The 12,942-nt window shown below is 66.3% G+C and carries 11 protein-coding genes; 7 read left to right on the forward strand and 4 right to left on the reverse strand.

Features of this window, described 5'->3' with window-relative positions; translation table 11 throughout:
- The first annotated feature begins 30 nt into the window (after positions 1–30).
- The 3 genes from ACFW0H_RS07440 to ACFW0H_RS07450 all read left to right on the forward strand — a co-directional run bounded on the left by ACFW0H_RS07440 (position 31) and on the right by ACFW0H_RS07450 (position 2,668).
- Complete coding sequence (locus ACFW0H_RS07440; RefSeq protein ID WP_422913254.1) at positions 31–786, forward strand: substrate-binding periplasmic protein; 756 nt, start codon at positions 31–33, stop codon at positions 784–786.
- 88 nt (positions 787–874) lie between these two features.
- Entirely contained in the window at positions 875–1,732 is an 858-nt protein-coding gene (locus ACFW0H_RS07445; RefSeq protein WP_422913255.1) for an HDOD domain-containing protein, read from the forward strand.
- Between the two features lie 45 nt (positions 1,733–1,777).
- A complete protein-coding gene (locus tag ACFW0H_RS07450; RefSeq protein WP_422913256.1) occupies positions 1,778–2,668 on the forward strand; it encodes a hypothetical protein in 891 nt (296 codons plus the stop codon).
- A 1-nt stretch (position 2,669) separates the two neighbouring features.
- On the opposite strand, the gene ACFW0H_RS07455 is transcribed toward ACFW0H_RS07450, so the two are convergent.
- Positions 2,670–2,903: a DUF1127 domain-containing protein gene (locus tag ACFW0H_RS07455; RefSeq protein WP_422913257.1), complete on the reverse strand. Its 234-nt coding sequence runs from the start codon at positions 2,901–2,903 to the stop codon at positions 2,670–2,672.
- A gap of 187 nt (positions 2,904–3,090) precedes the next feature.
- Here ACFW0H_RS07455 and ACFW0H_RS07460 point away from each other — a divergent pair, with 187 nt between their 5' ends.
- Both ACFW0H_RS07460 and ACFW0H_RS07465 read left to right on the forward strand, forming a co-directional pair.
- Complete coding sequence (locus ACFW0H_RS07460; RefSeq protein WP_422913258.1) at positions 3,091–4,509, forward strand: aminotransferase-like domain-containing protein; 1,419 nt, start codon at positions 3,091–3,093, stop codon at positions 4,507–4,509.
- 238 nt (positions 4,510–4,747) lie between these two features.
- On the forward strand, positions 4,748–5,197 hold the full coding sequence (locus tag ACFW0H_RS07465) for an REP-associated tyrosine transposase (protein ID WP_422913259.1): 450 nt from the start codon (positions 4,748–4,750) through the stop codon (positions 5,195–5,197).
- A gap of 139 nt (positions 5,198–5,336) precedes the next feature.
- On the opposite strand, the gene yccS is transcribed toward ACFW0H_RS07465, so the two are convergent.
- Positions 5,337–7,514, reverse strand: a complete 2,178-nt coding sequence (yccS, locus tag ACFW0H_RS07470; protein WP_422913260.1) for a YccS family putative transporter — start codon at positions 7,512–7,514, stop codon at positions 5,337–5,339.
- A gap of 238 nt (positions 7,515–7,752) precedes the next feature.
- Between yccS and ACFW0H_RS07475 the strand changes: the two genes are divergently transcribed.
- Entirely contained in the window at positions 7,753–8,490 is a 738-nt protein-coding gene (locus ACFW0H_RS07475; protein ID WP_422913261.1) for a substrate-binding periplasmic protein, read from the forward strand.
- A 2-nt stretch (positions 8,491–8,492) separates the two neighbouring features.
- Here ACFW0H_RS07475 and dbpA read toward each other — a convergent pair whose 3' ends face one another.
- Positions 8,493–9,872, reverse strand: a complete 1,380-nt coding sequence (dbpA, locus tag ACFW0H_RS07480) for an ATP-dependent RNA helicase DbpA (RefSeq protein WP_422913262.1) — start codon at positions 9,870–9,872, stop codon at positions 8,493–8,495.
- A gap of 155 nt (positions 9,873–10,027) precedes the next feature.
- On the opposite strand from dbpA, the gene torT reads away from it, so the two are divergent.
- Complete coding sequence (gene torT, locus ACFW0H_RS07485; protein WP_422913263.1) at positions 10,028–11,059, forward strand: TMAO reductase system periplasmic protein TorT; 1,032 nt, start codon at positions 10,028–10,030, stop codon at positions 11,057–11,059.
- Between the two features lie 200 nt (positions 11,060–11,259).
- Here the strand turns inward: torT and betA are convergent, their stop codons facing one another.
- Entirely contained in the window at positions 11,260–12,942 is a 1,683-nt protein-coding gene (betA, locus tag ACFW0H_RS07490; RefSeq protein ID WP_422913264.1) for a choline dehydrogenase, read from the reverse strand.

Consider the following 12,942-nt stretch of genomic DNA (forward strand, 5'->3'; position numbering starts at 1 on the left):
CAAGGGAGAAACCGACCGAGGTCCGCGGGCATGCGTCCGATATTCCGCACCCTTTGCGTCATTCTCTGGGTGCTGGGCCTGGTCCCCTTCGCCGCTGCCCGCGACTTGCTCGCCGTGGGCACCGAGTTCCCCGGCATCTATGCCCTGGCGCCCAATGGCCAGCCTGCCGGACTGGGCGTCGATGTGATGCGCGCTGTCGCTACCGAGTTGGGCGACCGGGTGCGCTTCGAGACCTACCCCTGGGCCCGCGCGCAGAAGCTGGTGGAAGAAGGCCGCGCCGACGTGCTGATCGGCCCTTACCGCACTACCGCCCGCGAGCGCCGCTTCCAGTTCGCCGAGCCCGGCTTCTACCGCGACAACGTGGTTTTCTACGCCCGCAGTGATTCCGGCTATTCCTGGGACGGCAGCACCGTGAGCCTGATGGGCAAACGCATCGCGATCATCCATGGTTGGAGCTACGGCGAGCGTTTCGACGCCATGCGCGACCAGCTCGACCTGCACGTCGCGCCTTCGGTGGAGCTGGCATTCAAGCTGCTCATGGCCGGCCGCGCCGACCTGACGGCGAGCAACGAGCGGGACTCCATCCCGCGCATCGAGGCCCTGGGCATCGCCAAGCAGGTGCGGCGCCTCACCCCTGTGATCGATACCCAGATCGGCTACCTCGCCCTGCCCCGGGGCGAATCCCACCACCAGCTGCGCGATGACATCGGCCGGGTGCTGCGGCAGATGCGCGCCGATGGCCGGCTGGCGAAGCTCGCCAGGCCTTACGGCGTGCCGTTGCCCTGATAGACCCTCCGCTCCCGCGAGCGTACCGGTGGGCGGGCATCGCCGGCCCGGCTACACTGCCGCCAGAAAAAGAAAGGGGAGAATCGGTTTGAGCGCAGCAGAGTCGGACTATTCGATTTACCGCAAGGTCGTCACGCAGCTGATGAATGGCGAAGAGCAGCTGCCCAGCCTGCCGATGATCACCCTGGAGATTCGCCGCGCCCTGGCCGACCCGAATGTCAGCGTCGCCCGGCTCAAGCAGGTCATCAGCCGGGACCCGGCCCTCAGTGCGCTGTTGATGAAGCATGCGTCCAGCATCGTGTTCCGCACGACCCAACCGCCCAAGACGCTGGAAGACGTGATCCGTCTGCTCGGCCTGCAGGAGGTGGACCGCATCACCCTGGTGCACAGCCTGAAGAGCCTCTTCACCCTCCACAGCGTCGCTCACAAGCAGCTGTTCATTGGCGTCTGGGCGCGCCTGACCCGCCAGGCCGCCGTCAGTGCCGTGCTGGCACGCCCCCTGGGCTTCGCGCCGGCGGATCACGCGCTGCTGGCCAGCCTGTTGTGCGACGTGGGGGAACTGGCGGTGCTATCGGCGTTCAAGGACGCCAGCCAGGTGCCGACGCCCGACGTCTATGCGCGACTCTGCCGCGAATACGGCAAATCCCTGGGGGTGATCGTGCTGAAGAAATGGGCGGTGGACGAGGGCTACATAGAGGTCGTGCGCAACGCCAGGCAGTGGGATGCCGAGAGCGGCAGTCGTCTGGGGCTGATCGACCTGGTCAACCTCGGCCTCTACCACGCCCAGCGGGACGAAGGTCACTTCGCCCAGTTGCCGGCCATCGAAGCGCTCAGTGCCTTCCGCAAGCTGGTGCCGCCCCTGGATGCGCTGGATGCCGGAGGTGGCCTGGCCCTGGTGGCCGCGCATCAGGACGCCATCCAGCGCACGGCCAGCCTGCTGCGCTAGAACCCGCACCTATACTCAGGCGTACCTTTTCCCTGTGGGTGATCCATGCGCCTGTTCGCGATGCTCTGCCTCGGCCTGTGTCTGGCCTGGCCTCCCGTCACCCTGGCTGCGGAGCGGTGGCGGGTGGCGGTGGCCGAGGTACCGGGACTGGCCGAAGCCAATGGCAGCGGGCCCCTGATCGACCTGGTCCGCGGCCTCGATGAACAGCTGCCGGACATCGATTTCGAGCTGCAGATCATGCCCTTCGCCCGCACTTTTCATGTGCTGCAGAACGGCCAGTGCGAGTTCCAGGTGCCCTTCCTGGGCAACCTGCCGCGTCTGCCGGCGGGGCTGCGCTACGGCTCCGGCAGCCTGTGGCAGGTGCGCTTCGGCCTCTTCACCCGGCGCGACAATGCCCTTGGCGTGGCCCAGTTGCGCGACCCTGTCCATGTGCTGAGTGCCGAGCGCCTAACCGCCAGCGGCCTGAGTGCCCAGCAGCAGGCGCAGCTGGCGCCCCTGCTGGGCCGCAGCTGGCGGCTGGACGAATTGCAGGAACAGCTCGCCGCCCCGACCGTGGACCCGGCGCTGCGCGGACTGGCCTTTCCCTACAAGGTCGAGACCGACCGCGCCCACGCGCCCTGGCTGGGCTTTCCGGCGCTGTCGGGCAACAGCATCGAGAGCAGTCTGCAGAAACTGGTGCGGGGCCGCATCGATGGCTATGTCTTCGCGGTGAACGAGACCGAACATGAGATCGATCGGCTTGGCCTGCGCCAACAACTCCGCGCCCAGGACTTCGGGCTCTACCCGGTGAACTGGCTGGTGCCGGACAATCCCCGCGGCAAGCTGGTGGACCAACGCCTGGCGGAGGCCCTGCGGCGGCTCCAGGCACTGCCTGCTTTCCAGAGCCTGCAGGCGCCGCTGAACAGGCCTTCCAGCGACTGGAAGGCCTGGCCCTGAGTCAGAGCTTCCAGAAAGGCTTCAACGCCTCGTCCAGCGCCTGGGCGCGGGTCAGGCCGACGTCCCGCAAGGCGTGATCATCCAGCTCCAGCAGCTGATGGCGGGTGTGCAGGCGCATCCAGAAGCGCTCCCAGCGGTTGCCCAGCGGGATGGGGGCCAGGGACACGGGGGGGCGTTGCTCCTGTTCCAGTTCCCGTGCTTGGAGAGTCAGGCGTACATCGCTCAGGCCGTTCATCGTCGTGTTCCTCATGCCCTGTGGTGGATCGGGGTGGAGACATGATGGCCGTAGGAAAAGTCTCAATACAGATTCACGATCTGTGTATTTTCTTCATACAGATTGCGTGATTTCCTATCTGAATCCTCCGTTTCGGGATCATCTGTATTGGTGCCGATCCGGATGCGTGCAGATTCGGGAGACTGTCATGAAGCTCTATATCAAGCTGGCCGAGACCCTTGGCGAACGTATCGAACAGGGCTATTACCGCCCTGGCGACCGCCTGCCCTCGGTGCGTGCCCTGAGCCTGGAGCACGGGGTGAGCCTGAGCACGGTGCAGCAGGCCTACCGGATTCTCGAGGACAGTGGCCTGGCCGAGCCGCGGCCCAAGTCCGGCTACTTCGTCCCGCAGAAACGCAAGACCCCGGCGTTGCCGGCGGTGAGCCAGGCGCTGCAGCGTCCGGTGGATGTCTCCCAGTGGAACGACGTGCTCGACCTGGTCAAGCGCAGTGCCAGGGACAACGTCGTGCAACTCGGTCGTGGCGTGCCCGACATCACCAGCCCGACCTTGAAACCGCTGCTGCGCAGCCTCGGCCGGATCAGCCGGCGCCAGGATTCCAGCTGCCTCAACTACGACAGCATCTATGGCACCGAGGCCCTGCGTGAGCAGGTGTCGCGCCTGGCGCTGGACTCGGGCTGCCAGATCCCCGCCAGCGATATCGTCATCACCACCGGCTGCCACGAGGCCCTGTCGGTGGCCATCCGCTCCACCTGCGAGCCGGGCGACATAGTCGCGGTGGATTCGCCGAGCTTTCACGGCACCATGCAGCGACTCAAGGGGTTTGGCATGAAGGCCCTGGAACTGCCCACCGACCCGCTCAACGGCATCAGTCTGGAGGCCCTGGAAATGGCCCTGGAGCAATGGCCGATCAAGCTGATCCAGCTCACCCCCAGTTGCAACAACCCGCTGGGCTACATCATGCCGGAGGCGCGCAAGCGCGCTTTGCTGACCCTGGCCCAGCGCTATGACGTGGCGATCCTCGAAGACGACGTCTACGGCGACCTCGCCTACCAGTACCCGCGACCGCGCACCATCAAGTCATTCGACGACGACGGCCGCGTATTGCTCTGCAGTTCGTTCTCCAAGACCGTGGCCCCCGGCATCCGCGTCGGCTGGATCGCCCCCGGCCGCTACCTCGACCGGGTGCTGCACATGAAATACATCTCCACCGGCGCCACCGCCACCCAGCCGCAACTGGCCCTGGCCGACTTCATCGGCCACGGCCATTACGAACCGCACCTGCGGCGCATGCGCAGTCAGTACCAGCACAGCCGCGACCAGATGATCGACTGGGTGATGCGCTACTTCCCCGAAGGCACCCGCGCCAGCCGGCCCCAGGGCGGCTTCATGCTCTGGGTGGAGCTGGCCGAGGATTTCGACACCCTGCGCCTGAACCGTGCCCTGCTGCCCAAGGGCGTGCAGATCGCCGCCGGCAGCATCTTCTCCGCCTCAGGCAAGTACCGGAACTGCCTGCGGATGAACTATTCGTCCAAGCCGACCCCGGCGATCGAGGCAGCGGTGCGGGCGGTGGGGGAGACGGTGAGGGAGTTGATGGGGGAGGTTTGACCCCCGAGGTCTCTGAAACCTGTAGGGGCGAATTTATTCGCCAAGGGACGCGAAGCGGCCCCTGTGACTTCAAAGGGCAGACCTTCGGTCTGCTTGGCGAATGAATTCGCCCCTACAAAGGCTGCGCCCGAATCGGAGTCTTCCGCGGGCTGGATCATCCATTTCTGCAGACGCCTTAGCCCAGTGCTCGCCTTTTGCCCAATAGAGTCGTTGCCTTCTGCACAACGAGGCAATGGATATGCCAAGGGATGACCTCTTCAAGGGCCGGATATCGACGGTCGGTCAGATCTACCACATCACCACCACAACCGAAGGTCGCAGGCCGCTGTTCAGGGACTTCAACTGCGCCCGCATGGTAATCGCTGAAATGCGTCGGCTTCAGGAGCAGAATCTGCTCCATTCGATTGCCTGGGTACTGATGCCAGACCATCTGCATTGGTTGCTTCAACTCCGAGGGCCCATATCCGTTTCGACCGTTATCAAGGTGCTCAAGGGGCGCTCCGCCCGCCAATTGGGCTTGTATCTGCAAGGATGTCCAGGCATTTGGCAGCGAGGCTTTCATGACCATGCGTTGCGCCAGGAGGACGATGTGCTCAAGGTCGCCCGCTACATAGTGGCCAACCCATTGCGTGCTGGGCTGGTGGAGAGGCTCGGTGACTATCCGTTCTGGGATGCGCACTGGCTCTGATGATGGGGCAACCATCCTGTAGAGGCGAGTTCATTCGCCATGGGCGGCGAAGCCGCCCTTCGAACCGGTCAGGGCAGGCCTCCGGCCTGCTTGGCGAATGAATTCGCCCCTACAAAATTTCTGTGCTCCTGAATGGGGCCTACGCCACCTTCCCCTCATTCAGCAAATGCGCGGCCAGCGTCCGCAGCGCCCCCAACTGGCGGCAGATCAGCCCCAGTTCGGTCTGTACCAGGCGCGGGCGGTCGTCCATGTCTTCCGGCAGTTGCGCCAGGTCCTTGGCCAGGGTCTCTTCCCCGTCGTCCTGGATGCTCACCGCGCGCTTCTCGGCCAGGCCAAGGGCGATTTCGTCGAGGCTGCCGGCGATGCGCTCGGCGGCGGCTTCGATGGTGGCTGTCAGGGCTTCGCCAGGCGTCTCGCTGCGATGGGCGCCAAGGGCGGAGAGGTAGCTGAGCAGCGTGTGGGAGAGCACCAGGAAACGGAAGCCGACGTCCGCCTCCTTACGGAAGTGGCCGGGTTCCATGAGCATGTTGGACAGGGTGGTGGACAGCGCCGCGTCGGCGTTGTGGGCGTTGCGTCGGGCCAGGCGGTAGGCGAGGTCGTCGCGCTTGCCGCTGGCGTACTGCTGCATGATCTGGCGCAGGTAGCGGCTGTTGCAGGCCAGGGTGTTGGCCACCACCTGGTTGAGCCGTCGGCCCTGCCAGTCGGGGAGGATGAAGATCACCGCCAGGCCGGCGATCAGCGCCCCGAGCAGGGTATCCACCAGGCGCGGCAGGAACAGGCCGTAGCTGTCGCCGACCTGGTTGAAGCAGAACAGCACCAGCAGGGTGATGGCGGCGGTGGCCAGGGTATAGCGGGTCGTGCGGGTGGCGAAGAACACCACCCCGGCGACCACGGCGAAGACCGATTGCACCAGGGCGCCGGGGAACAGGTCGAAGAGCGCCCAGCCCAGCGCCAGGCCGAGCAGGGTGCCGGCGATCCGCTGCACCAGCTTGCGCCTCGTGGCACCGAAGTTGGGCTGGCAGACGAATACCGTGGTCAGCAGGATCCAGTAACCCTGTTGCGGGTGGATCAGGTGCAGCACGCCGTAGCCGGCGGCCAGCGCCAGGGCCATGCGCAGGGCGTGGCGGAACACCAGGGAGGTGGGCGTGAGGTTCTGCTTGAGGCGTTCCCAGACGTCCTTCAGGCCCTGGGGCGAGCGGTCCAGCAGGCTGGCATCCTGGGCCTCGGCGAGGGCCTCGGGGTTGCTGGAATCGGTGAGCAGGCGATCCAGGGTGGCGAGGTTGCGCGCCAGGGCGTTGAGCGAGCGCAGCAGGCTGCGCCAGGCGGGATTGCTCTGGATGCGCAGGTGTTCCAGGGACTTGTTCAGGTCTTCCAGGGCCTGGGTGCCGTCCAGGTAGTCGAAGGGCTGGCGCATCTGGATGGCCCGCCCCAGGGCCTGGCAGGCACCGCCCTGCTGGCGCAGCAGGCGCTGGCAACGGAACAGCACGTCACTGTGGAAAAAGGCCTCGGCGAGCTCGTTGTACGGATGATGGGACGAGCTGGCGCGTTCGTGGATGTCCTGGGCCAGGAAGTAGAGCTTGAGGTAGCGGTTCACCTTGGGCCCCGGGCGACCGTTGCCGACCCGGTGCAGGATGATTTCCTTGGCCGCGTTCAGTGCGGCCACCACCTTGCCGTTCTGCTTGGCCAGTTCCAGGCGTCGCGCCTCTCCATCCAGATGGCGCACCGGCTCCAGCAGCGCGGATTTCAGCTTGAGGTACTGCCCCAGCTCGTGGAACAGCTTGGCCAGGCTCTGCTGTACCGGCTGATGGGTGAAAAGCGCCTGCCAGAGTACCGAGAGCAGGCCGTACCAGGCGGCGCCGGCCACCAGCAGGAGGGGCTCCTGCCAGAGGTTGTCGGGTACGCCGTTGCGCTGGTCGACACCGATCATGGTGTAGATGGAGAGGATCAGCGTTGCCGAGGCGATGGCGGCGTAGCGCTCGCCGAGAGCGCCGAGCATGGTCAGGCCGAAGCTGGCCAGGGCCAGGGCGCTGACGAAGATCCAGGGATAGGGGAACAGCAGTTCCACCGAGAGCGAGGCGACGCTGAAGCAGCCGAGGGTCACCAGCAGTGCGGTGAGACGGCCCTGCCAGCTGTCATCGGTCTCCGCCAGGGCGCTGGCGATGATGCCGAGGAAGAGCGGGATCAGCAGCTCCATGCGGTCCTGCTGCCAGCACAGCGCCATGCTCCCGGTAAGGGCGACGAAGACGCGCAGGCTGTAGCTGAACTTGTCCAGCGCCCAGAGGCGGCGCAGCGTTTGGTTGAATCGGGTCGAGGGCATATGGGCCTTGTGGGCGGATGTCCGGTTGCGGCTGTGCTGCCGGCTACAGCCTAAGTGTTGGTGTGGGCGCTGTCAGCCGCCCTGTCGCATTCGATCTCTTGGTCTGTCGCCGAGTGCCGGAAGTCACAGGGATGCAGACGAAATTCAGGTACATCGGTTCCGCCTGGCGCTGGTCGATGCCGAAGATTTGGTACAGGCTGGATAAACCTGCCGGCCAAACCTGTTCGCGGATGCCCGCATGAGAAGTCGCCTTGCTACTGCCCTGTTCGCCCTGCTGCTCGCCTGTGCCGGCGTCAACGCCGAAACGCTGCGCATGGCTGCAAATCTCTGGCCACCCTTCACCGACGCCCGGCTGTCCGGCGATGGCCTGGCGAGCGAATTGGTCCGCACCGCCCTGAAGCGCGCCGGGCATGTCGTCGTGTATGTCGAGGTGCCCTGGGCCCGAGCCTTGCGCGGCCTGGAGATGGGCGAATACGACCTGCTCGTCAGCGCCTGGTACAGCGACGAGCGCGCCCGTTTCGGCCAGTTCTCGAAACCCTACCTGACCAACCGCATCCGCTTCCTCAAGCGCAAGGACACCACGGTCGATTTCCATACCCCCGCCGATCTCAGGCGCTACAGCATCGCCGTGGGGCGCGGCTACCGCTATTCGCCGGCCTTCGATGCCGATACCAGCCTGCACAAGGTGCCGGTGACGGACTTCCCGATGGCCGCGCGGATGCTCGCCGCCGGACGTGTGCAATTGGCCTTGGAGGACGAGCTGGTGGCGCGCTTCTACCTGAACCGCGAATTGAAGGGCATCAGTGACCAGCTGGAGTTCCTGCCCGAGCCGCTTTCCGAGAGCGGCGCGCACATCCTGGTGCGGCTCAGCCATCCGCGACACCAGCAACTGGTGGAAGATTTCGACCGCGCCATCCAGGCCATGCGCGAAGACGGCACCTACCAGGCCATCTTCGCCCGCCACGGCCTGCACTGAACTCAGAGGATGCGCACCTTATAGGAGCGCCCCTTGATGCGGCCCTCGCTGAGGCGCTTGAGCGCCTGCTTGGCGACGCCGCGTTCGACGGCGACGAAGGCCTGGAAGTCGAAGATGGCGATCTTGCCCACCTGGTTGCCGGGTAGCCCGGCGTCTCCGGTGAGGGCACCGAGGATGTCACCGGGGCGCAGTTTTTCCTTGCGCCCGCCGTTGATGCACAGGGTGGCCATCGGGGGCAGCAGCGGCTCCCGGTTCTTCACGATCAGCTCATCGATGCGCTGCCAGTTCAGCGGTGCCTGCTGCAGCTCCTCGATGGCCTGGGCGCGGTTGGCTTCGGCTGGCGCCACCAGGCTCAGGGCGAGGCCCTTTTCGCCGGCGCGGCCGCTGCGGCCGACGCGATGGATGTGCACTTCGGGATCGCGGGACAGTTCGACGTTGATCACCGCTTCCAGCCCGACGATATCCAGGCCGCGCGCGGCGACGTCGGTGGCCACCAGCACGCTGCAGCTCTGGTTGGCGAACAGGGCCAGCACCTGGTCGCGCTCGCGCTGCTCCAGGTCGCCGTGCAGCGACTGGGCGGAGATGCCGTTGTCGCGCAGGTGGGCTTCCAGTTCCTGGCACTGCTGGCGGGTGTGGCAGAAGGCGACGCAGGATTGCGGGCGGTTGCTTTGCAGCAGGCGCAGCACGGCGTCCATGCGCTGGCGCGGGTCGATCTCGTAGAAGCGCTGTTCGATCTGGCTGTCGTCATGCAGCGCCTCTACCTTCACCTGCTGTGGGTCGCGCATGAAGGTCTTGGCCAGTTGGGCGATGCCCGCCGGGTAAGTGGCGGAGAACAGCAGCGTCTGCCGGCGCGCCGGGAGCTGGCCGATGATCTCGGCGATGCTGTCGTAGAAGCCCATGTCGAGCATGCGGTCGGCTTCGTCCAGCACCAGGGTGTTGAGGCCGTCCAGCACCAGCGTGCCCTTGCGCAGGTGTTCCTGCACGCGGCCCGGGGTGCCGACGATGACATGGGCGCCGTGCTCCAGGGAGCCAACCTGGGGCCCGAAAGGCACGCCGCCGCAAAGGGTCAGCACCTTGATATTGCCGTGACCACGGGCCAGGCGGCGGATTTCCTTGGCGACCTGGTCGGCCAGTTCGCGGGTGGGGCAGAGCACCAGCGCCTGGCAACCGAAGAAGCGTGGATTGAGCGGTTCCAGCAGGCCGATGCCGAAGGCGGCGGTCTTGCCGCTGCCGGTCTTGGCCTGGGCGATCAAGTCCTGGCCCTTGAGGATCAGCGGCAGGGCCTGGGCCTGGATCGGCGTCATGTCGCGATAGCCCAGGGTCTCCAGGTTGGTCAGGGTGGCCTCGCAGAGGGGCAGCGAAGAAAAGGCGGTGGTGGTCACGGGACGGGCCTGCAAGTCGAAATGGCGCGCAGTTTAACAGGCCTGGCCCTGCTACCGGGCGACCCGGCTGACGGGCGCGAGGGTCCGCTGGTATCCGGCTGCTAGGCTTGCGACTATCCGACCCTGTTATCCACCCTGAGGATAGGAATGTCCCCATGCGGACTCTCTGTGCCCTATTGTTGAGCTGCCTGAGCGTCGCGCCCGGCCTTGCGGCCGAGTGGTATCCGCAGCAGGTCGAGGTGGACGGTCGGGAAGCCAGCTACCGGCCGCTTGAAAAGGCGAGCAAGCCCTGGCGCATCTGCGCGCTGCTGCCCCATGGCATGGACCGCTACTGGTGGGGTGTGGCTTGGGGGCTGCATGAGGAGGCGCAACGCCAAGGCGTCCAGCTCGGGGTGTACGAAGCCGGTGGCTACCAGTACCCGGACATGCAACGGGCGCAATTGACCCGCTGCGGGCAGCTCGCCGCGGATGCCTATGTGATCGCCGCCATCAAAGCCAAGGGGCTGTGCGACGAGATCGCCCTGCTCAAGCGCGACAAGGTGCCGGTGATCGATCTGGTCAACGGCATCGACTGCCCCGGCGTCACCGCACGTTCACGAGTGGATTTCGCGGGCATGGTGCAAGCGGCCATTGGCTATATCCGCAACCACAGCAAAGGCCGACCGGTGCGAGTGGGTTGGGTGCCCGGCCCGAAGGGCGCCGGTTGGGTGGAGGCTGCGGAACGCAGTCTGGCCGAGGTGACCGCCGGCACCCACATGACCCTGATATCGGCGGGCTATGGCCCGGTGGACCGCTCCACCCAGGCGGTGCTGGTGCGCCAGTTGCTGGCCCGCGAGCCGCAGCTCGACTACATCCTCGGCAATGCCGAGGCGGCTGCCTTCGCCGCTCAGCTGGTGCGTGCCCGTGGCAGCCGCTACAAGGCCCAGGTGGTGTCGTTCTACGCCACCGAGCGGGTGCTGGAGGCCATCGGCGACGGCACCATCCTGGCCGCGCCCACCGATTCTCCGGTAATCCAGGCGCGGGTCGCGGTGGACCTGGCGGTGCGGGCGCTGGAAGGCAAGCGGCTCGCGACCCTGGTCAGCCCGAAGATAGAGGTGATTGACCGGGAGAACCTGAAGGACTTCGACGTCAGCCACCTGATGCCGCCCAGCGGGCACTGGATGATCCGGCAGGAGTTGCCGGAGTAGGGCGCCGGAGCAAGGCCTGCGTTTCCTGTAGGGGCGAATTCATTCGCCATGCGGGCCGAAGGTCCGCTCTTGAGACGCCCCGGGGCGACTTCGTCGCCCTTGGCGAATGAATTCGCCCCTACAGAGTTATTTCCATCCCGCGGAAATGAAAAGGCCCCGGGCGCATAGCGCCTGGGGCCTTCTGCCTGGAGCGGCCAGCCTTACAGCTGACGCACCGGCTTGCCGCGTACCGGCTTGTCGCCCGCCACGTAGTAGCTGGCGGTGCTGCGCGGCAGCGGTTTGCGATTGCGGATTTTGTCGGCGATCTTCTCGGCGATCATGATGGTGGTCGCGTTGAGGTTGCCGGTGATGATCTCCGGCATGATCGAGGCGTCCACCACCCGCAGGCCTTCCATGCCGTGCACGCGGCCCTGGCCGTCCACCACCGCCATGTCGTCGGTGCCCATCTTGCAGGAGCAGGAGGGGTGGAAGGCGGTTTCCGCGTGAGTACGGATGAACTCGTCCAGCTCGGCGTCGGACTTCAGGTTGGCGCCGGGGCTCAGCTCGCGGCCGCGATACGGGTCCAGCGCCGGCTGGGCCATGATCTCGCGGGTGAGGCGGATGCCGTCGCGGAATTCCTGCCAGTCCTGCTCATGGGACATGTAGTTGAACAGGATGCTCGGGTGCTGGCGCGGGTCCTTGGACTTGAGGAGGATGCGGCCGCGGCTCGGCGAACGCATGGAACCCATGTGCGCCTGGAAACCGTGCTCCTGCACGCCCTTGCTGCCGTTGTAGTTGATCGCCACCGGCAGGAAGTGGAACTGGATGTTCGGCCAGGCGAATTCCGCACGGGTGCGGATGAAGCCGCCGGCCTCGAACTGGTTGCTGGCGCCCAGGCCCGTGCCGAGGAGCATCCACTCGGCGCCGATCGCCGGCTGGTTCCACCACTTGGTGGCGGGGTAGATGGACACCGGCTCCTTGCAGGCGTACTGCAGGTAGAGCTCCAGGTGGTCCTGCAGGTTGGCGCCGACGCCCGGCAGGTCATGCACCACCGGCACGTCGAGGTCGCGCAGCAGGGCCGCCGGGCCGACGCCGGAACGCTGCAGCAGCTGCGGCGAGGCGATGGCGCCGCTGCACACCAGCACTTCGCGGCGGGCACGGGCGGTGATCGGGGTGTCGCTGTTGCCCTTGAGGTAGGCGACGCCGATGGCGCGCTTGCCGCTGAACAGGATGCGGTCGCTCAGTGCGTGGGTGACGATGGTCAGGTTCGAGCGGTTGCGTGCCTGGTCCAGGTAGCCGCGGCCGGTCGCGGCGCGGCGGCCTTCCGGGGTCACGGTACGGTCCATGGGACCGAAGCCTTCCTGCTGGTAGCCGTTGAGGTCCTCGGTGCGCGGGTAACCGGCCTGCACGCCGGCCTCGACCATGGCGTGGAACAGCGGGTTGTTGCCGGCCTTGGGCGTGGTCACGCTCACCGGGCCTTCGCCGCCGTGGAAGTCGTTGGGGCCGATGTCGCGGGTCTCCGCCTTGCGGAAGTAGGGCAGGCAGTCCAGGTAGGTCCAGTCTTCCAGGCCCGGGAGCTTGGCCCAGCTGTCGAAGTCCAGGGCGTTGCCGCGGATGTAGCACATGCCGTTGATCAGCGAGGAGCCGCCCAGGCCCTTGCCACGGCCGCACTCCATGCGGCGGTTGTTCATGTAGGGCTCCGGATCGGTCTCGTAGGCCCAGTTGTAGCGGCGGCCCTGCAGCGGGAAGGCGAGGGCGGCGGGCATCTGGGTACGGAAGTCCAGGCGATAGTCCGGGCCGCCGGCTTCCAGCAGCAGCACGCTGACATTGGCGTCTTCGGTCAGGCGGGTGGCCAGGACGTTACCGGCGGAGCCGGCGCCAACGATGATGTAATCGAATTCCAT

This window comes from Metapseudomonas cellulosilytica (genome assembly GCF_049334135.1).
Taxonomy (GTDB): Bacteria; Pseudomonadota; Gammaproteobacteria; order Pseudomonadales; family Pseudomonadaceae; genus Metapseudomonas.

Coding starts and splice junctions, on each gene's coding strand:
- ACFW0H_RS07440 (WP_422913254.1), top strand. CDS start 31: ATGCGTCCGATATTCCGCACCCTTTGCGTCATTCTCTGGGTGCTGGGC.
- ACFW0H_RS07450 (WP_422913256.1), top strand. CDS start 1,778: ATGCGCCTGTTCGCGATGCTCTGCCTCGGCCTGTGTCTGGCCTGGCCT.
- ACFW0H_RS07455 (WP_422913257.1), bottom strand. CDS start 2,903: ATGAACGGCCTGAGCGATGTACGCCTGACTCTCCAAGCACGGGAACTG.
- ACFW0H_RS07460 (WP_422913258.1), top strand. CDS start 3,091: ATGAAGCTCTATATCAAGCTGGCCGAGACCCTTGGCGAACGTATCGAA.
- ACFW0H_RS07465 (WP_422913259.1), top strand. CDS start 4,748: ATGCCAAGGGATGACCTCTTCAAGGGCCGGATATCGACGGTCGGTCAG.
- yccS (WP_422913260.1), bottom strand. CDS start 7,514: ATGCCCTCGACCCGATTCAACCAAACGCTGCGCCGCCTCTGGGCGCTG.
- ACFW0H_RS07475 (WP_422913261.1), top strand. CDS start 7,753: ATGAGAAGTCGCCTTGCTACTGCCCTGTTCGCCCTGCTGCTCGCCTGT.
- torT (WP_422913263.1), top strand. CDS start 10,028: ATGCGGACTCTCTGTGCCCTATTGTTGAGCTGCCTGAGCGTCGCGCCC.
- betA (WP_422913264.1), bottom strand. CDS start 12,942: ATGGAATTCGATTACATCATCGTTGGCGCCGGCTCCGCCGGTAACGTC.